This is a genomic window from Radiobacillus sp. PE A8.2 (assembly GCF_045635475.1).
Lineage (GTDB): Bacteria > Bacillota > Bacilli > Bacillales > Amphibacillaceae > JBJGXI01.
Map to the genome: position 1 here is coordinate 67,146 of NZ_JBJGXI010000001.1, position 20,424 is coordinate 87,569.

The window sequence follows — 20,424 nt, forward strand, 5'->3', positions numbered from 1 at the left end:
TGGGGGTGGAAAGTATTGTTAGTAGGATTTATGAAGGGGAGAGTGGACCATTTTACCTTTACTAATTGTCAGAATTAATATACTCTGCAATTGCGGTTGATAATCAAGAATTAATTTCAAGAATTAATATCTTTGATATTCAGATGAACAATGAGAATTCCCCTAAAGGTAAACAGGTTTTTGATTTCTTTCTGTCTACGATTGGGGAATGTTCATTTTGAATAGTTCATATTTAATATAGTTCGGCCCCTTGACGTTCAAACATTACAGTGCCATCGAATATACTCCAATTTTCGTCACTTGATTCTGTTATACTAGTCGAAACAAAGACCTCTGTATCATTTAGCTCTATCAATCCTGTCCCTTTTGAGAACCATCCATCATACAATGTTATAAGTATGAAAATAAGGATGCTTGCAATTTAGGAAGCATCCTTATTTAATGATAAAATAAAACTTTCTAATAACCCGCAGCACCTACTATAAAACCTAATAATGTGCCTAGCAGTAATCCTACAACACCCATTACCATAAGTATAACACCATGTGTTGTTCCTCTTGTCTTATATGTTAGGAAGCCCATAATAAATGCACCTGCACCAAAAAGAATTGGAATAAATAATAAAGAAATAGCAAAGAAAACCCAACCTAATATAACGTAAACTAGTCCATTTTTCTCCTGGCTAGTTTGGGTTTGCGTTTTATGGTAGGAACTATTTACGAAAGGTGTTTCTTCTGTCGTATGTTTATTTTCGGTAATTGTCTTTGCACCGCAATTACTACAGAAAGCTGCATTTCCTGAAAGCTCTTTACCACATTGAGAACAATACAAATAACCCACTCCTTGTTATAAATCTTATAAGTATGATTGTAATTAGTTCTGACACTACAAGTATATGAAACTAGCTAATGCTAAATGTACCCTCGGCAACCAAATCTGAACCATCAGCAAATATTCTAACTATATAATCCCCAATTTCAAATTTTCCATCGCGATCAACAACCTGGAACTCATATACTAGTGAATTCCAAGTCGGATCAACAGTATCAGACCACTCAACGTAGAATTCCTCGCTCCCATCACTGTTACTTTTAAGAATAATAAATTTAACATCAGATGTTCCAAACGGTTCATTAAGAGTTACGTCCAATAAGAAATCATCATTTTCTGTAAACACGGATTGATATGTTGTTATACCTTCATCAAATGTTCCTGGACCAAACAAAATTTCACCTGGCCCATTAACACTTTCAACAGCATTATTAAAAATATTAGTTCCAGCACCACAAGCAGTAATAATAAATGTAATGAGTAATAAACCAACTGCACTAACAATTCTATTCACAAAAATACCCTCCTTTCGTTCAAACGTGTTTTTAAAAAACAAATATCCTACTAATTTTACCATATAAGAGTGGATAAATTTAACACTGTTTTCATTTTTATGTACTGTCATATCTGAACGTGCTCTCCGTCAGATTAGCTTTACAACGTGCTACGATGATTGTCGTCATATGCATTAGTACGTGCCGATTGTTGGCAGGTAGAGAAAGTGGATTGATTTCAATTAGTTTTGTACATGTGATAAATGTATTGGCAGTTAAGATTCTTCTGTATGAACCTAATGTAAAAGGAGACCACCGTTTATGAGTTTTTTTACAGAGTGTGATAAATGGGAGGGGGAATTTCTTGTGGGTTGTGAATAGCGGCTGTTTTACACCGTGTTGAATTATTTTGGTGGCCGGGGATGAGTACATTTTCAAAAAATGGTAGATTATTGCAGGATATTGATATCTTCTGTCGAAATTAAGTGATGTTGAAATAAAGTGACAATTAGGCCTCTTAAAATTAGAGTAGGGAAACTATTTCAATTTGGGAGAATGCACCAAGGTGATTATGAAACAAGGTTCTCTATGTTAATGTAATTAGAATAATACGGAGTTTAGAATAACATTGATAGATGGGTGCTCCCGGTGTAATTTTATAAATCTATATTAATTTTCCGACAAATTTGTTGACTATACCGGTGAAAGATAATACAATGTAAAATGTTAACGTTAACGGCAAACGCTTTCATAAAACGTTAACGTTAACGACAATAAACTATTCAAGGTTGAGGAGGAATTTAGAATGAGAGGTAAATCAATTATTTTTAGTTTAATTATTGCTTTCGCAGCTATGTTTGTATTGGCTGGCTGTAATCAGTCCGACGGAGAGCAAAGCAATGGTGAGAATGAGCAGGGAGAACAAGAAAAAGCCATCGAATTTGATGAAGATATCACAGTGTATGTTCCATTTAAGGTTGGTGGAGCTCTAGATACAAGAGCTCGTGTTGTTGCAAAGTATTTAGAACAAGATCTTGATGTAACAGTGACTGTAGAAAACCCAACTGGGGCAGGTGGAGTAGTTGGTACAACTGAATTCTTAACTAAAAATGGTGGGCCTTATGATTTAATATTTAGTGGTGTAACCATTCTTACTCTTAACCCATTAATGAGTGATGTTCCGTATAACCCGGATGATATTACACCAGTTATTTCTAACGATAAAGAAGTTTTCGGATTATATACAAATCCTGATGCTTCTGGTATTAGTACATTCGAGGAATTAGTTGCATATGGAAAAGAAAATCAAATTAAATTTGGTAGTGGTGGACCAGGAAATATCACGCATATGGTACAAAAGGCTTTATATAAAGACCTAGGAATGGATGCAGAAACGGTTCCGCATAATGGTGCTAATGAAGGCTTGACCAATGCACTTGGTGGTCATGTGGATGTAACTCTAGCAGGAGTAGCGCTGGCTAAAGGTTTTGTCGAAGAAGGAAAATTAACCGCTATCGCTCAATACGGTTCTGAAGAATATACAAACTATGAAGGTGTTGACCCTGTACCTACAGTTGCTGAAGTAGGTCATGAAGATTATGTTTATGAAAGTCTTATGTTTTTTGGTATGAGAAGCTCCACAGATGCTGCGGTTGTACAAGCAATGCATGATGCTATTGCCAAAATCTATGATAATCCAGATGCAGTTGCTGACCTTGAGAATCTGGGAGTAGATAACATAGTTGAAATGAATACAGAAGAAATTAATTCATGGGTAGCGGACGAAAAGGTGTTTATGGAGAAGCTAGTTGATTTAACTAAATAAAGATAATTGCGTGCACCTCGCTATTTTACAAGAATTGTAGTTCTGCTAAAGAATGCGAGGTGCCTTTTATTAATTATATTTGGGAGGTTGTCATGGAAATTAAAGTACCTACCAATTTGGTGGGAGGCATTTTAATAATGCTTCTTTCACTAATTATATGGTTTCTAATACCAGTGCAGATACCTATTATGGCTACATTTGAAGGCAAGCTTATCGATTCAAGATTTGTACCCCGGTTACTTGTTGCTACCATGTTTCTTATTAGTGCAATATTGATTATTTCTAGCTTGGTTTTTAAAAAAGAAAAAACAATTGTCTATAATGTCCGGTCAGAACTGAAAGGTATTCTATATCTATCCATTTTGGTGATATACATCTTATTAGTAAAATACATTGGTTTTTTAATTGCCTGTTTACTATTGGCGATTGTAACGTTGATTTATTTTAAAGTAAAAGCAATAAAATACTATGCAATTACGTTAAGTGTATTTGTTGCTATTTATCTAATCTTTTATTTTATTCTAGAAGTCCCATTGCCTGGGATAATGGGAGTGTAGATAATGTTTGATATATTTATGAGTGGACTTGCTCAAATTTTTGATTGGAAAATCTTAATATTTATGAATATCGGTTTGTTAATCGGTATTATTTTTGGTGCAATACCTGGTTTAACAGGGAATTTGGGAATTATTATCTTCCTACCTTTTTCCTTTGCCATGGAACCAGCAACGTCCATCATCTTTTTGATGGCTATTTATATAGGTGGGGAGCTTGGTGGATCTGTTAGTGGGATTCTTATCGGAACACCCGGAACAAACGCAGGTGCTGCTACCATGCTAGACGGTTACCCATTGGCTAAAAAGGGGCATGGAAAAAAGGCACTATTATCTGCATTCCTATCATCAACCGTTGGAGGGGTTATTAGTGCAATCGTGCTTCTCATAGCTGCCCCTTCTATAGCAAATTTCACCATTCATTTTGGTCCGCCTGAATATTTTGCGTTAGCAATATTTGGGTTATCTATTATAGCCGGAATAAGTGGTAAGAACATGTATAAGGGATTGATTGCTGGTTGTATCGGAGTATTACTTTCCATGGTTGGAATGGATAACATGAGTGGTTCATTAAGATTCACATTTGAAAGTGTAAAATTAATGAATGGCTTACCATTATTACCTTTATTAATTGGTATTTTTGCGATACCAAGTATTATGGAAAAAACAGAGAGCAAAAAGTCTGATAAAGTTAGTGAAAAAATAAAAATGAACGAAAATGATACTTTAACAAAAGAAGATATTAAACGAACGACACCTGCTATGCTGAAGGGGTCATTGATTGGCACGATCATCGGTGCTATTCCAGGTGCTGGTACTGGTATTGCATCCTTTATTAGTTATGATGAAGCTAGACGTTCGTCCAAAAACTCACGTAACTTTGGGAAAGGTGAGTTAGAAGGAGTAGCTGCTTCGGAATCTGCTAATAATGGCGTGGTTGCTGCATCATTAATTCCACTATTAACATTAGGTATTCCTGGAAGTCCTGCTGCGGCCGTATTAATTGGTGCATTTATGATCCAAGGTATGGTTCCAGGGCCAACTTTGTTTCAAGACCAGGGCGTTATTGTTTATACCATTATGATTGGGATTCTAATTGCTAGTATATTCATGTACCTACAAGGTAGAGTACTTGCTAAATATTTTGTAAAGGTTACACATGTCCCTCATCAAATAATGGTTCCGGTGCTTGTGTTAATGTGTACAGCCGGAGCATTTGCTGCAGATGATTCTGTATTTGGGATGAAAGTCTTTATTATATTTGGGATCATGTCTTATATATTAATGAAGCTTGATTTCCCTGCTGTACCAATTGTACTTGGTTTTGTATTAGGTCCATTATTAGAATTTAATTTAAGAAGAAGTTTAGTAATGTCAGAGGGAGAATGGAGTATTTTCTTTACAAGGCCGATCAGTCTTGTGTTTATTGTTATTACTCTAGTAATTCTCATTTACTCTACAATAAAAAGTAAGAAGGAAAATAACGAACTATTGGATGAAAGTATTTAGTAAGGATGTGAATATAGTGTCTGATTTTGATGTTTTAATTTTTATGAGTGATCAACATACTGCTGATATAGCAGGGTTTATGGGGGATCCAGTTATTAGAACTCCTAACTTAGATAAATTAGCCGAGGAGGGAACCGTTTTTGATGCCGCTTATACGTCCTGTCCTTTGTGCGCACCGTCTAGGACCTCTTTCTTAACCGGTCAGTATCCGTCTAAAATGGATGTCTATGGCAATGAAACACCGTTTCCTTCTGATCAAGTAACCTTTACCCATACACTAGCATCTCAAGGGTATGATACGACTCTTTGTGGACGGATGCATTTTATTGGTGAAGACCAAAGGCATGGATTCGCAAACCGATTAGTAGGGGATATATGTCATCCATTTTGGGGAAATACCCATGATGTAAGAGAGGACATTGGTAATTTTGGACCTGCATTTGCGGCTAAACGCTGTTTAGATATTATCGGTAAAGGTGATTCACCTGTATTAGCCTATGACAGAGATGTCGTAAAAGCTGCCGAAGATTATCTTAATAAAGACTATGAAAACCCTCAGTTTATGGTAGTTGGTACCTATGCACCGCACTTCCCTTACGTGGGTTCGCCAGACTTAGTGGATTATTACAAAGAAAAAATGGATGATCCAAAAGCAAATCTATCAACAATGAACTATGATTTAAATGCTATAAAACACAAATTTGACAAGACATCTATGGAAAACATAAAAGAACTAAGAGCTGCTTATTATGCTATGATTGAGACCATCGATAAACAAGTAGGACAAGTAAGGCATTCGTGGGAGTCTTACTTAAAAAGAAATAATAGGCAAGGAATTTTTATCTATCTATCAGATCATGGCGATCAAATTGGTGAACGAGATCTTTATGGAAAACAAACTTTCTTTGAACACTCTGTAAAAATACCTGTAGTTATGCAAGGGGTAAACATACCAGAAGGAAAAAGGATAAAGGATTTAGTAAGCATTATGGATTTTGGCCCAACTCTATGTGAATTTACAGGAGCAGAGCTGCCACCTGATCAAGATGGGATCAGTCTAGTGGAAACAATCCAGGGACAGAAAAGCTTATCCAATCGTGTGGTTTGTTCTGAATTTATGGAAAAGGATTATAAAGGAGAACTTATGCCATCAAAAATGGTGAGAAAGGGCAATTGGAAACTCATTTCATATCAAGGCTATGAAGAAGAAGACTTACTTTTTAATCTTGAAGAAGATCCACATGAATTAACCAATGTTGCTCGTGTTTTCCCAGGAATTCTTGAAGAATTGAGAGAGGCATTACATGCGTCATGGGATACTGAAAAAATGATTTCAGGAGCAAAGAAAAAAGAGAAGCATATTGCATTGTTGAAAAAATGGGGTAGTAAAGTTAATCTTAGAAGTGAAGATGCATGGAAATCTCCAGAGTCGGTTAAAGATGCACCAAAAGAGGCAATAAAACGAACAAACGACTATTATCTTCTCTAAAATATTATGGTACTAGGAATACCTGCACATATCATAGGAAGAGAAGATGTGAGAATTTCTAATGAACATAATGGTATAGGAGTCTTGATATGGCTACAATCAAACAAATTTCAGAATTAGCAGGAGTCTCAATAGGAACAGTAGATCGTGTGTTGCACAATAGACCAGGTGTAAGTGAGAAAACCAAAGATAAGGTTTTAAAAATAGCAAAAGAACTAGGTTATAAATCGAATGTTATTGGAAAGGCTCTTGTGAATCAAAGAAAACCTAAGGTATTAGGTGCTGTTATATTGTCTGAAAAAAGTGGCTATTTCAATGCACTAATAAAAAATGGTATGGATCAGGCAATGGAGGAAATAGGACAATTTGGTATAAAAATTAAATACTATTTCCTTGATTCCATTGATGTAAATAAAGCTCGTCATCTAATGAAGAAAGTAGAAGAAGATAACCTTTCAGGACTTATTATAAGACCGATGGATGATGAGAAGATTAGAGAATCTATAAATCAATTTGTTGCCAAAGGTATACCTGTCGTAACTTGTTCCTGGGACATTAAGAATTCTAATCGGATGTGCTTCGTAGGGCATGATCACTATAAGGAAGGTAGAATAGCAGCAAATCTACTTACGAAAATAATGAGAGAACCAGGTGAAGTTGGTATCTTATGTAGTTCTTATAATGTGTTAGCACAAAGACAAAAAATTACGGGGCTAACGGATTACTTAAACGAAAAAGAATTAGGCGTTGAAGTAAAACAAATAGTGGAAACCTATAATGAAAAGCAGATGATTCTTGAGAAGACTTTAGAATTATTACAATCGAATCCGAACATTAAAGCATTAGCTATACAGACTTCCTATGCAGAGGTTGTTTGCCAGGTTGTTAAACAGTTAGGATTGGAAAGAAAGCTTATTATATTTCATTATGGTTTATTAGAACCCAATTTGTTAACTGAGAATTTAATAGATTTCGTGATAGAAGAAAACCCTGCTCTAAATGGTTACAAGGCTGTAAAAGTTCTCTTCGATAAACTATTTTATAACAAGGAACAAACAGAGAAATTTATCGCTATTGAATCTACCATTAAAATAGAGGAAAGTATAAAATAACCATTGGTTGAGGAGAAGTACATGAATGTATTAGGTCTAAATAGTAAACTTGATATACATGAAAAGCTTGGAGATCTAAGACAAATAGCCTCCATTGAATGTATGGAAGTAATGGAGGCTTCTGGTATCAAAAATCAAATTATCCAAGTAAGAAATGGAATCGGGTTACGCTTTGAAATAAATGTTAGTAGAGGGTTTGATATTGGTTTGTGTGAATTGCATGGTATTCCAATTAGCTGGGTGTCCTCAACAGGACGAGTGGCTCCCTTTTTTTATGAAAAAGAAGGAAACGAATGGAACAGAGGCTTTGAAGGCGGCCTACTTACCACATGCGGATTACAACAGGCTGGTAAGCCAAGTGTTGATGAAGAACAATCCTTTGGTCAGCATGGTAGAGTTTCATGGATACCAGCAACTGTACTTCAAACAGAAGTTAAATGGGAAAATGATACCTATATAATGATATGTAAAGGTAAGGTTGTGGAAAGCAAAGCAGGTGGTGAAAAGCTTGTTTTGGAGAGATCTATTATTACCTATGTGGATAAAAATAGGATAGAGGTTTCAGATAGAGTAGTGAATGAGCAATTCCATGATCAGCCGCACATGATTCTTTATCATTGGAATTTTGGTTATCCATTGATTGATGAAAATACAGTTATCAGTGAGTTGAAAAGCGATAAACAGTTGATCAATGGAAATGATTCACATTATTTGGAAACAATGGGTATGCCAAAGGTGTCTCAGGATGCTAAACCTTCCTTAATTTTACATGAAAATATTTATACTCACGATGATAACATTCGTATTAATATGAAAAATAACATTCGCCTGCTAAATGAATTAAAAACTTTAGAGGTAGAGATTTCCTATGATAAAAATCAATGTCCATATCTTTCGCATTGGAGAAACAGTAAAAAGGGAATGAATGTCATGTCATTTGAACCCGGAAATGTCTCTACTAAAGGAAGAAAATTTCATAGGGAGAATGGTTCGCTTCCCACACTTTCATTTGGTGAGGAGAGAACCTATGACTTTACAATTGAATTTAAAATTGACTAAGTAAAAGGAGTGTAGATAATAATGGAAGATCATCACGTTACAAGAACACCGAATGTCATTGTTTTCTTTACGGATCAACAAAGGCATGATACAACTGGTGTTCACGGAAATCCACTAGATTTAACACCAAACTTTGATTACATGGCAAAAAAAGGTACCCATATTGAAAACTCATTTACGTGTCAACCTGTATGTGGTCCAGCACGTTCCTGTCTCCAGACAGGTCTTTATGCTACTACGACAGGATGTTACCAGAATAGAGTGCCTTTACCAAAAGGGTCAAAAACACTTGCTCATTATTTTAATGATGCAGGTTATAAGACTGGCTATATAGGAAAATGGCACCTTGCTGATGAGGAACCTGTAACAGAGCCCAATCGCGGCGGATATAACTACTGGCTAGGCTCTGAATTACTAGAATTTTCTTCTGATGCATATGACACTGTCTTATATGATAATGATAATCAAAGTGTAAAGTTGCCTGGCTATCGGGTGGATGCGATGACTGACGCTTCTATTCGGTTTATCGACCAGAATCAAGACGAACCTTTCTTTTTGTTTACATCTTATATAGAACCACATCACCAAAATCATATGGATAATTATCCTGCTCCTAATGTATACCGTGATAAATATGTAGGTCGATGGACACCACCAGATTTAGAGGCTTTAGGTGGTACTGCTCCGCAGCATTTACCAGGTTATTATGGCATGGTAAAAAGATTAGATGATGCACTTGGAAGAATCATGGATACATTAGTAAGCTTAAATCTAGATAAGAATACCATTATCTTATTTACTTCTGACCATGGTAATCATTTTAAAACACGTAATAGTGAATATAAGCGATCACCACATGATAGTTCCATACGTGTTCCTACTGCTTTTATTGGTTCTATATTTAATAATGGCGGGCCTATCGAAAACTTAGTTAGTCTAATAGATTTACCTCCAACTTTACTTAATGCATGTGGAATACCAGTTCCTGAGGAGATGGAAGGAAACTCTATAGTGCCACTTGTGAAAAGGGAAGAAACCAACTGGCAAGACGATGTATTTGTACAGATTAGTGAGGATCAAATTGGACGTGCAATTCGTACGGACCGATGGAAATATGCGGTTTATGCTAAAGGTAAATCGGGCACAGATGCTCCAAACGCAGAAGTCTATGACGAGTTATACCTTTATGATCTTCACGCCGATCCTTATGAATTAACCAACTTGATAGGTATTAAAACGTTTGATCCTATTTGTGAAGACCTAAGAGAACGTTTATTAAATCGTATTGAGAAAATCGAAGACTATCGACCAACAATTAATACGGCCACACCTCGCGAGGAAATTCAAAGGCGCGCAACAAATAAAGGAATATATGAAGATTTGCAACAATTAGGTATTAATTGATTTCAGCCATCTAATTGAACCAGTTGTGGCCTCTTTTTTTAATCCATCCTCCTATATAATGAGGGTGCACATGAGTGCAAATTCATTATATAGGAGTTATTTTGTGATTAAATATCGAGAAATATTAAGATTTTATGCAGTCACACTGAGTATTGCGGACAGTTTTTATCACTCTTTGCGAGAAATTTACCAAGTGTTGCGTATAAATTTACCAACATCTTATAAAAGGCATGAACACGCTCATTCTTTCTCGGTTCATGCCTTTCGCCTGTTCAACTCCAAGGAATTGAAGTATTCTTTTAAACTCTATTCTATTGTAGTTATTAAACCAAATTTTTCACGCATGTAAACTGTCCCATCAATAAAAATTTCGTAGGAATTATGGATAATCCTATCTAATATAGCTTCTGCCAGGGTACCGTCTCCCAGTTTTCCGTACCACCCTTTTATATCAAATTGAGAACAGAAAATATTCGACTTCTTTGCGAGATAACGTGAATTTATAATTTCTAATATTAAAGTTGCTTCTTCTTTTGACAGTTCGTATAAAAGCCATTCGTCAAGAATTAAAAGATCAATCTTTATAAGTGTCTTCATCAATTTAGGAAATTAAATAGGTTATTGGAAGGTTGAGTTATTATTCTAGATTTTTACACCTTTGGAAAAATGGTTTATCTTATGGACTCAACTTTCACGCATAAAATACATCTTTAATCCAAGCTAGTCAAAGATGTAATTTAAACGTGAGATTTTCAAGAAAAATGCGCAAAACCTCTAGGAAAGTGTCATGTAACTAATATAGAAATGCCGGATGAAGTTAATCATCCGGCATTTTTGATGTATTGCTACACTTCCGCGACACAACGAAAACCGAGATTTCCAGTTGAACTGTCTGGTGTGTTCGAACTTCGAGCGGCTACACGATATCGATTGCAGTAAGATTTGTGACATAGATAGGAGCCACCTCTCATTACTTTTCCTGTGCCAGAAGATGGTCCTGTAGGGTTGTCATCATGCCCTTCCTGGTAATAAGTTGGACTAAACCAATCGGCACACCATTCCCATACATTTCCGGCAACATTATACAATCCATATCCATTTGGTTCATAGCTGTTCACAGGTGCTGTTCCGATATAGCCGTCAGCTCCTGTATTGGTCCTTGGAAACTCACCTTGCCAAATATTACAGCGATGTTTCCCTTTAGGGCGAAGCTTATTTCCCCATGCATATTTTCTTTGTTCGAGCCCACCACGCGCTGCTATTTCCCACTCGGCCTCTGTAGGCAACCGTTTACCAGCCCACGTGCAATAGGCTTGTGCGTCATTCCATGATATGTGGATAACAGGGTGATCCATTCGACCACTAAGTGTTGAATCAGGTCCTTCGGGATGTTTCCAGTTAGCGCCTGTAACATTGCACCACCATGGTGATCCTTGAACTACTTGCGTGACTCTTTTAGCTTGGTCCGGAGATAAAAACATATAAAAAACAAATGACCAACCAAATTTTTCTGCTTCGGTAACATACCCAGTAGCTTCAATAAAATCGCTGAACTGCTTGTTTGTGACCGTATATTTATCGATATAGAAAGGATTAATTTTCACTTTGTGAACGGGGCCTTCCCCATCAGCGGCAAAACCGTCTGAAGCATCTGTACCCATGAGGAATTCGCCGCCTTCAATCAGCACCATCCCGTCCTTAGACGTTTCTTTTTCAGAAGTCTTAATCGTTTGTGTGGGATGTGATGTCGTTTTGTCAAGTGTGGATCTACTAGCTGCACAACAGGATTTTCCTTCCATTTTAACTCCTCCTTCTAGATATATATTTTAGCCGAAATACATACGAATACCAATAATTACTAATAATATCGATAGCATTTGAATGATCACTTTTCCGGGTATTTTTTGTGACAGAATTACGCCAATTTGAGAACCAACGATCACACCAATGCCACCCCAAATCACAGTCATCAAGTCAATGCTACTATAAAACAATTGGGTAATAACCCCTACGGAAGAATAGATACATAACGAAAAAATCGATGTTGCTGTTGCGTTATGTGTTGAGACTTTGAATAAATAAATTAAGATCGGTACGAGTAGCTATCCACCGCCAATACCTAGATAGCTGGATAAAATTCCCATGATAAAACCTAACGGGATTAACCACGTATTTGATAATGAAGGCGTAGTTTCATCTACAGAGCTTACATGTGTGTCGGCACCTTCACCTGCAGTTTCTCTAGCTAATTTCTTCTGTTTAGATTTTAACGAAATAGGTGAGTTTTTGCTAAATAGAAACATACCTAAAGCAACCAGGATAGTAGCAAAGATGATATAAAAGTATTGCGATGAATACACTTGTAGCAGCCATACTCCAAGTAATGATCCTGGTAGTGCGCTAATTCCGATCGTGAGTCCAGTCTTATAATTTATTTTTTTCTGTTTGGTGTATCCTATTACTCCTGAAATGGAATTAATTAGTACAATAACTAACCCTGACCCAGCAGCCACCGCAGGATCCATATGCAGAATCAGTAATAGGGCAGGAACAAAAATAAAACCACCGCCTGCTCCTACAATTGTCCCATATCCTCCTGCTATTATACCAATCATTAGAAGTAATAGTCCTGTTGAAATATCCAATATAGTTGCCCCCTAAGTTTTTAATTAGAATAATTGTCTCAGAGGGAACACGGAGAGTAAATTCACATTTTATTATAGGGTATAACCAAACTGGATTTGGCTTGATTCGATTTAACAAAGAAATTAAGCTATTATTAGAATGGATACTAAAGAAGTTTGTAGTAATATAAGGTGGTTTAAGGAATGAACTTTGAGAGTTTACGAATGTTTTGTCATGTTGTGGAAGAAGGCAGCATTAGTGGTGCAGCACGCGCAAGCTTCGTTTCGCAGCCAGCGGTTACAAGACGTATTCATCAGCTTGAAAATAGATACGGTACGTTACTGTTTGATCGATCTGAGGGTAAGTTAATGCTCACAGAGGCTGGGAAAATTCTTTATCCATATGCTAAAGAGATATTAGAATATGAGAAAAAGTCTGTAGAGGCTATTGAAGAGATGCTTGGAACCCGTGAAACTGTCTTGCGGGTAGGAGCAAGTCTAACCATCGGAGAGTATTTACTACCAGGATTGTTAGGTAATCTTAAGAACCGGTATCCTGATTTACAATTTAGCTTGTCGATCGGTAATACACCTTTTATTTTAACTAAATTAGAAGAAAATGAGATTGACTGTATTGCATTGGTAGAAAGTTTAGTCGAAGATACAGCATTAAACTTTCAAAAATTTGCCGATGACGAACTAGTATTAGTAACGTCTGAGCTTCATCGTTGGAAAGACCGAGCGGAAGTTTCCATTAATGAACTAACAGAAGAAAAGATGATTTGGAGAGAGAAAGATTCTGGAACACGCCTGTTGGTGGAAAAGGAATTGAATAAATTAGGAATCTTAAATCAGATTGAAAATGCAATGGAGCTTGGAAGCATGCAGTCCATTAAAAGTGCTGTAGAAGCAGAATTAGGAATTAGCATCCTACCAAGGCTAACAGTAGTAAAAGAGTTGAAGTACGGCACTTTACGCGAAGTGAAAATTAAGGATTTTATCTTAATCAGAGATCTATGGATTGTGCAAAAAAACCAACGATTCAAAAAAGCTGCCCAGGTAAATTTTGAAGCATTTATTTTGCGGTGACCATTAGACTATCAGACCCATCCGAAGCGTTCGCAAAATTTGTTGGTGTTGGGGCCTAGGCCCCAACACCAACAAATTAAAGGAAAACCTTATATGGCGGTTTCACAAAGAGTGTTGCATTTACTATTGCAATTTAGGATTAACAAAAAAATCTGAATATTTTATAAAATGTACTGACAACCTATAAAAGATGTGCTAATATTGTCAGTGTTAAACACTTTCGGTAATGTACCGAAAGTGTATCGGAAGTTTTTCGGTAATATATTTAAATAAAATTATTAGTCAATCTGAGTTAGTCAATTTCATAATACTGATTTTTAATTATTCATATCCACATATAGTTGGATAAACCATTTTCGAACTGTGTGTGGATATAAATAACGGTGTATGGTAATTATGAAATTGACTCGAGTAAAGATCTATAAAAATAATTGTAGCTAAAGTATGACAGGAGTGTTGGATATGAATATTAGAATAATTGCTAAGGCTTGTGATGTTTCCCCATCTACAGTGTCTAGGATTCTAAATAATAAGCCTGATGTAAACCCAGAGACTAGAAAAAAAGTAATTGAAACAATGGATGAAATGGGATTTAGACCAAGTCTAGTATCAGGAAATCATGAATCAATTGGCATAATTACCCCACAGGTTATTTTTACAGAGTTTATGGGAGAGCTTCTTATTGCAATAATGGAAACCGCTTATTCCATTAACAAAAATTTAACACTGATCCCTATTGGAGGTGAAGGTCTAAGAGAAGGCGAAAATATAACTCATTTTTGCCGTCAACGTGGCTTAAGTGGAATAATAATGATTGCTCCACCGATTGAGTCTAAGCTACCTCAACAATTGTCGGAAACTGATATACCGCACGTTATTGTAGCAGGTACATATAAAGAGAAAAATATATCATGGGTTGATGTTGACAATACTGGTGGTGTTGACGAAGCCATAACTTATTTGATGGAAAGTGGTCATCGGCGAGTTGCTCTTATAAATTCTAAATTATATACGCAGTGCTTGAAGGATAGGGTTGATGGATATTATAAAGCTCATAAAAGGTACGAAATAGAACCCGATCCGAATATTATTTTCGAAACAGTAGATGCAGGAATGAACTTGTCGGATGTAGTAGGATACCTGGTCAAATCCCCCAATCCACCAACAGCGATTTTTTGCACAACATATAGGGATAGTATAAGCGTATTGAACCAATTGCAAAAAGAAGGAGTAAAAGTTCCTGAAGAGATTTCTGTTGCTGGTTTTGGTGACTACCAAGTGTCTCCATATACCAATCCACCAATGACTACCGTTCATCAACCGATATATGAAATGGGAAGATCTGCTATAAACCTCTTTAATGAAATTAGAAATGGTGACAGACGAGAGAATAAATATGAAATGCTCTCTACAAAATTAATGATAAGAGATTCTACTAGAGCTTTAAATAAAAGTGAAATTACAGGAGAGGATGTATGAAATGAATGATGTTACCAAGCCTAATGTACTTTTGATTATGACAGACCAGCAAAGGTGGGATACCATTCATGCTGGTGGTAATGATTATATTGAAACACCAAATTTAGACCGTTTATGTTCAACGGGGGTTCGTTTTGATAACGCTTACAGTGAATCGCCTGAATGTGTACCAGCTAGGGCATCAGTTTTAACTGGGAGATGGGGCCATGATACTGGGTGCTTACATAATACAACACCTTTATCGGAAGAAGTACCCACTTTTGTTGATTCATTATCTGATTCTGGTTACTGGACAGAAGCAGTTGGTAAGATGCACTTCGAACCAGTTCGTACTTCACATGGCTTTAAAAAGATCCATTTATCTGAAGAAATTCCGGAGTCTATGGAAGGTGATGATTTCTTACAATATTTAAAATCTGTTGGTTACGGAAATGTCCATGAACCTCATGGCGTTCGACATGAATATTATTATGTTCCGCAGGTGTCGCAATTACCAAATGCGCATCACAATACGACTTGGGTGGGAGATAAAACCGTTGAATTCCTTAATAAAAAGAAAAGAGACCCGTGGTTTTTCTTTACTTCTTTTATAAAACCACATCCGCCATTTGACGCAACCATACCATACCTAAATATGTATAATCACGAAGAATTACCACTCCCAAGTCGTTCAGAAGAAGAAAAGAAGCATTTGTTTGATCTATTAAATTGGCAAACTTATACAAAATGGATGGAATCAGTAGATGACAATCTAACTCGTTTAATAAAGGCAAATTATTATGCCTGTATAACACAGTTAGATACTCAAATAGGTAGGATTCTGGATGTCTTAGAGTCAACAGGACAAAGAGATAATACTTTAATAATTTTTATGTCGGATCATGGTGAATTATTGGGCGATCATTTTCAATGGGGAAAAAGGTGTTTTTATAACGGAGCAATGCGAATCCCATTAATACTTTCTTGGCCAACAAGAATACCTCAGGGAGAGGTTAGAGATCAATTTGCTAGTCTAATTGATATTGCACCAACGATATTGAATACTTGTGGTTTAGTTGAACAGTCGAATAAACTACCAGGTGATAACATTGTGGAGTTCGCGCTGAACAAGGAAGTTTCGGGAAGAAAAATAGCATTTGGTGAGTTTGGTGTGAAAGAGAAAGCAATTTATATGGCTTGGGATGGAGATTGGAAATATATTTATACACCAAATGGTTCTAAAGAAGGCTTATATTACTTACCTGAAGATCCTAATGAATTAAAAAACTTAGCAAGTGATAATAAAGTATTAAATAAGAAGATGCATTTAAAAAATGAACTTATCAAATTCTTCAAAAAAGAAAACTATGATGAAGCCTTAAGTGATGATAAATATGATTTACTAAGCCTACCTGAAACTAATATTCCTGATTGGAGAAACAGGCAATATGCTAAATGGACAGACGTGCAGGTAAAATATAATGCGACTGATATATATGCAAGTAAAAACTAACTTAAAAGACTAAAAATTTATATTTTTTCTTAGATTAGTCAATTTAATAATACTGATTTTTAGCTATATACATACAGTCGGATTAAACCGTCTCCGAACTATATGCAGATAGCTGTATAAGGTGTTTATGAAATTGACTCAGATGTCGAATTAATAAGTTGAGGAGGTCATTTGATAATGAATCAAGTAGTCAGAAAGATGTTTATTGCTTACATTTTTTTATTACCGGCAGTACTTACGTTAGGTATTATAAAATACTTTCCATTCGCTCAAGGTGTTTATAAATCTTTGTTTAGTTGGAATGGTGCAAATGTAGACAAATTTATAGGACTTGATAATTATATAGAACTATTTCAAGATCCTGTATTTCTCACATCCTTACTCAATATCGTTATCATTACAATTAGTTACTTAATAGGACAAATAATTTTTCCGTTAACAGCTGCAATTGGTGTATTTCACTTGCCGAAAAAGATTCAAAGTGTTTATAAAACATTATTTATTGTTCCGATGATTGTCCCTCTTATTATTATATTTCTATTGTGGAGATGGATTTATATGGGGGATTATGGGGTTATTAATGAATTGTTAAATGTAATTGGGCTAGAGAACTGGGCTAGGGATTGGCTAGGTAATAGTGAGACAGCATTGTGGTCTATTGTATTTGTTAACTTCCCGTGGATAGGAACAATCGCTTTCTTAATATTCTTAGCGGGACTGATAGCTATCTCTCCGGAGCTATACGAGGCAGGTAGAATCGATGGAATGGGGGTATGGCAGAGAATCAGATATATAGAATTGCCACTTATAAAAAATCAAATTCGCCTAGTTGTTATTTTAAGTGTTATTACTCCATTTCAAAGCTTTGAAAACATTTTAATTTTAACACAAGGGGGTCCAGGATATAGGACAATGACTCCTGCTTACTATCTATACAAATCCGGATTTGAGTATAACCAGTTAGGTTATGCGTCAGCAATCGGGGTAGTAGTATTCGTCATATTGATTACCTTCACCATTTTAGCTAACAAATTTATAAAACCGTCAGAAAGATTAGATTAAAGGAGGGGTATAAATGAAAGTGAAACCAACGACACTTTGGAATTTTTGTTTTGTTACTTTTCTACTATTATTAACATTATTTCCTTTTTATTTGTTAATTATAACTTCATTTAAATATCAAGATCAGATTATAAACCATTTCTGGATACCTATTTTTCCGTTACATCTTGAAAACTATCTAAACGCTTTTATGCAAATTTGGAGATTTATTCTAAACTCTGTTGTTGTTACAGGTGGCATTATTGTTGGAGTAATTATTAATTCCACAATGGCTGGTTATGCCTTTTCTCGATTTAACTTTATAGGGAAAAACTTCATGTATTATTTCATCATTATGTTAATGATGGTTCCAGGATTCTTATTATTAATACCCCAATTTATTCTTTTTCGTGATCTTGGATTAATTAACACATATGCAGCTCAGATCTTAGCACCAATGGCTTTTGGTACTGCATTAGCTACGATGTTAACTAGAACTTTTTTTGAGGAAATTCCTAAGAGTTTATTAGAATCTGCTGAGATGGACGGTGCAAATGAACTGCAAATTTTCGCAAAAATATTTATTCCCATGTCAAAACCTATTATTGCTACTATAGCGGTGGTAAACGCCATCACAGGCTGGAATAACTACATTTGGCCATTGGTTGTTACCTCAGGTGATAAAGTAAGACCGGTTATCCTAGCATTAAATAATATATCTGGTCCTCTAAATGAAGTGCAGGGTATTGAATTTGCTGGATATGTCATTGCTTCTATTCCTATTCTTATATTATTTTCATTTGCAACTAGACCATTTGTAGCAGGCTTGACATCGGGTGCTCTTAAGGGATAAGAAGAGTTATTATTCTAGGAGGTGATCGTCTTATAAGCATTTTATAAGCTCTCTTAAATTCCGCGCAATAATAACTTATAGAAAGGATGTTATTAATTATGAAAATGAAAGCGCTTTTAGGTAGTGTGTTGTTAGCATTGCTGATTCTAGTGGCAGGTTGTAGTGATGATTCTACTACAGGTAATGACAGTGATACTAATACTGATGGAGGATTAAGTGGGGATCTTGATGTAACCATTATAACGGAATACGGAGGCGATGGTGAAGAGGTAGATACTATTGAATCTATGGTTAATGATTATATGGAATTAAATCCAAATGTAAATGTAAATCTTCAGATTGAACAAATTAATACGAATGACCATCGAACCTGGGTAACGACACAACTATTGGGTGGTACTGCTCCGGATGTATTTACGACGAGATATGTTTGGGACCAAGAAGATTTACAAAAGGGTCTTTTGACAGATTTAACTCCATATTTCCAGGAAGAAAATCCATATGCGGATAACCAAGTCTGGGAAGATACTTTTCAAGAATCGGTATTAGAGCAATTAAAAGGTGCAGATAAAAGCTATGCAGGGGTTCCTCAATATGTAAATGCCGTACGTGTTATTTATAACAAAGATGTATTCGAAGAAGTTGGAGTTGAAGTGCCTGAAACTTGGAGTGAATTTATAGATACTCAAGAGAAGCTTAAAGAACATGATATTGTTCCATTTGCTATGCCTAATTCAGGATTAGGAGATAATGCACTTAACTGGGCAAGTAGAATACTAATAGATCAGTTGCTAAAGGATAATCTGGATACGCTTGACCATAATGGTAGTGGCGTTCTAGACTTAAATGAATATGTGAAAGCGGTTGAAGAAGGTCAGATTGACAATACTAAATCTCCATATAAGGATGTTTGGACTATTTTAAAAGATTGGAGTCCTTATTGGTCTAATAGTTACAATGGTTTAAATTACGATAGTGCAGTTGATATGTTCTTGCGTGGCGATTCTGCTATGATGCTAATGGCCTTATCGGCTTATAAGAGTGTAGATAAATCTGATGCTAGAGATTTTGAAGTAGGTGCTTTTCCTATTCCAATATTAACTAAAGACATTCACGAAGATGCTAGTGAGAGAGTAACTGAATTGGGTACGGTTCCACAAATGCCTTTAGTTATACCTGCTGATATTGATGAAAATAAAAAAGAACTGGCTATTGATTTCATTAAGTATACTACATCTCCTGAAGTACAGAGTATGAATGCTGAAAAGTTATATCGTGCGCCAGTAGTTAAAGATATTCCATTACCAGCTAAGCTAGAAGGTTTTCAGTTAGTTGGTGACAACTATACTTTTAAACTCTATGCTCCGGCATTTGATAGAAACTTAGCTGAAATAAGTATTAACCAATCCCAACTTTATTTGCAGGACGATATAACAAATACGGAGTTTATGGAAGTTATCAATGAAGGCATGAGGGATGGTGTAAGCCAAATGATGGAATCAAATGATTGGAATGCAGATAACAATTATGGACTAGAATAACATCTTTTTGTGATTCGTTTTGAGGAGA

The 20,424-nt window shown here is 35.8% G+C and carries 18 protein-coding genes and 1 pseudogene; 14 read left to right on the forward strand and 5 right to left on the reverse strand.

The genetic code is table 11. The features are described 5' to 3' along the window. The first annotated feature begins 65 nt into the window (after nucleotides 1-65). A complete protein-coding gene (locus ACI6MV_RS00285; RefSeq protein ID WP_407267770.1) occupies nucleotides 66-221 on the forward strand; it encodes a hypothetical protein in 156 nt (51 codons plus the stop codon). A 238-nt stretch (nucleotides 222-459) separates the two neighbouring features. On the opposite strand, the gene ACI6MV_RS00290 is transcribed toward ACI6MV_RS00285, so the two are convergent. Both ACI6MV_RS00290 and ACI6MV_RS00295 read right to left on the reverse strand, forming a co-directional pair. Then, nucleotides 460-831: a zinc-ribbon domain-containing protein gene (locus tag ACI6MV_RS00290; RefSeq protein ID WP_407267771.1), complete on the reverse strand. Its 372-nt coding sequence runs from the start codon at nucleotides 829-831 to the stop codon at nucleotides 460-462. Between the two features lie 70 nt (nucleotides 832-901). Beyond that, nucleotides 902-1,345, reverse strand: coding sequence for a hypothetical protein (locus ACI6MV_RS00295; protein WP_407267772.1), 444 nt, complete (start codon nucleotides 1,343-1,345; stop codon nucleotides 902-904). A 785-nt stretch (nucleotides 1,346-2,130) separates the two neighbouring features. Here ACI6MV_RS00295 and ACI6MV_RS00300 point away from each other — a divergent pair. The 7 genes from ACI6MV_RS00300 to ACI6MV_RS00330 all read left to right on the forward strand — a co-directional run bounded on the left by ACI6MV_RS00300 (nucleotide 2,131) and on the right by ACI6MV_RS00330 (nucleotide 10,277). After that, a complete protein-coding gene (locus tag ACI6MV_RS00300; protein WP_407267773.1) occupies nucleotides 2,131-3,150 on the forward strand; it encodes a tripartite tricarboxylate transporter substrate binding protein in 1,020 nt (339 codons plus the stop codon). Between the two features lie 92 nt (nucleotides 3,151-3,242). Continuing rightward, a complete protein-coding gene (locus ACI6MV_RS00305; protein WP_407267774.1) occupies nucleotides 3,243-3,707 on the forward strand; it encodes a tripartite tricarboxylate transporter TctB family protein in 465 nt (154 codons plus the stop codon). 3 nt (nucleotides 3,708-3,710) lie between these two features. Next, on the forward strand, nucleotides 3,711-5,213 hold the full coding sequence (locus tag ACI6MV_RS00310; RefSeq protein WP_407267776.1) for a tripartite tricarboxylate transporter permease: 1,503 nt from the start codon (nucleotides 3,711-3,713) through the stop codon (nucleotides 5,211-5,213). Nucleotides 5,214-5,256: 43 nt separating this feature from the next. Then, nucleotides 5,257-6,702, forward strand: a complete 1,446-nt coding sequence (locus tag ACI6MV_RS00315) for a sulfatase family protein (protein WP_407267778.1) — start codon at nucleotides 5,257-5,259, stop codon at nucleotides 6,700-6,702. Nucleotides 6,703-6,791: 89 nt separating this feature from the next. Continuing rightward, nucleotides 6,792-7,814 (forward strand): LacI family DNA-binding transcriptional regulator, encoded by a 1,023-nt coding sequence (locus ACI6MV_RS00320; RefSeq protein WP_407267779.1) that lies wholly within the window; start codon nucleotides 6,792-6,794, stop codon nucleotides 7,812-7,814. Nucleotides 7,815-7,835: 21 nt separating this feature from the next. Continuing rightward, nucleotides 7,836-8,873 (forward strand): aldose 1-epimerase family protein, encoded by a 1,038-nt coding sequence (locus ACI6MV_RS00325; RefSeq protein ID WP_407267780.1) that lies wholly within the window; start codon nucleotides 7,836-7,838, stop codon nucleotides 8,871-8,873. Nucleotides 8,874-8,894: 21 nt separating this feature from the next. Beyond that, nucleotides 8,895-10,277, forward strand: a complete 1,383-nt coding sequence (locus ACI6MV_RS00330) for a sulfatase family protein (RefSeq protein ID WP_407267781.1) — start codon at nucleotides 8,895-8,897, stop codon at nucleotides 10,275-10,277. A gap of 306 nt (nucleotides 10,278-10,583) precedes the next feature. Here ACI6MV_RS00330 and ACI6MV_RS00335 read toward each other — a convergent pair whose 3' ends face one another. The 3 genes and pseudogenes from ACI6MV_RS00335 to ACI6MV_RS00345 form a co-directional block, all read right to left on the reverse strand. Beyond that, nucleotides 10,584-10,874, reverse strand: coding sequence for an ATP-binding protein (locus ACI6MV_RS00335; protein ID WP_407267783.1), 291 nt, complete (start codon nucleotides 10,872-10,874; stop codon nucleotides 10,584-10,586). A 248-nt stretch (nucleotides 10,875-11,122) separates the two neighbouring features. Further along, a complete protein-coding gene (locus ACI6MV_RS00340) occupies nucleotides 11,123-12,076 on the reverse strand; it encodes a formylglycine-generating enzyme family protein (protein ID WP_407267784.1) in 954 nt (317 codons plus the stop codon). A 27-nt stretch (nucleotides 12,077-12,103) separates the two neighbouring features. Then, nucleotides 12,104-12,922 (reverse strand): annotated as a pseudogene (locus ACI6MV_RS00345) (sulfite exporter TauE/SafE family protein). A 183-nt stretch (nucleotides 12,923-13,105) separates the two neighbouring features. Between ACI6MV_RS00345 and ACI6MV_RS00350 the strand changes: the two are divergent. The 6 genes from ACI6MV_RS00350 to ACI6MV_RS00375 all read left to right on the forward strand — a co-directional run bounded on the left by ACI6MV_RS00350 (nucleotide 13,106) and on the right by ACI6MV_RS00375 (nucleotide 20,396). Next, a complete protein-coding gene (locus tag ACI6MV_RS00350; RefSeq protein WP_407267785.1) occupies nucleotides 13,106-13,990 on the forward strand; it encodes a LysR substrate-binding domain-containing protein in 885 nt (294 codons plus the stop codon). 462 nt (nucleotides 13,991-14,452) lie between these two features. Then, nucleotides 14,453-15,469, forward strand: coding sequence for a LacI family DNA-binding transcriptional regulator (locus tag ACI6MV_RS00355; protein ID WP_407267786.1), 1,017 nt, complete (start codon nucleotides 14,453-14,455; stop codon nucleotides 15,467-15,469). Nucleotide 15,470: 1 nt separating this feature from the next. Continuing rightward, entirely contained in the window at nucleotides 15,471-16,961 is a 1,491-nt protein-coding gene (locus ACI6MV_RS00360; RefSeq protein WP_407267787.1) for a sulfatase family protein, read from the forward strand. A 177-nt stretch (nucleotides 16,962-17,138) separates the two neighbouring features. Continuing rightward, nucleotides 17,139-18,023 (forward strand): carbohydrate ABC transporter permease, encoded by an 885-nt coding sequence (locus ACI6MV_RS00365; protein WP_407267788.1) that lies wholly within the window; start codon nucleotides 17,139-17,141, stop codon nucleotides 18,021-18,023. A gap of 13 nt (nucleotides 18,024-18,036) precedes the next feature. Beyond that, complete coding sequence (locus tag ACI6MV_RS00370) at nucleotides 18,037-18,855, forward strand: carbohydrate ABC transporter permease (protein ID WP_407267789.1); 819 nt, start codon at nucleotides 18,037-18,039, stop codon at nucleotides 18,853-18,855. 98 nt (nucleotides 18,856-18,953) lie between these two features. After that, a complete protein-coding gene (locus tag ACI6MV_RS00375) occupies nucleotides 18,954-20,396 on the forward strand; it encodes an ABC transporter substrate-binding protein (protein ID WP_407267790.1) in 1,443 nt (480 codons plus the stop codon). Nucleotides 20,397-20,424: the final 28 nt, after the last annotated feature.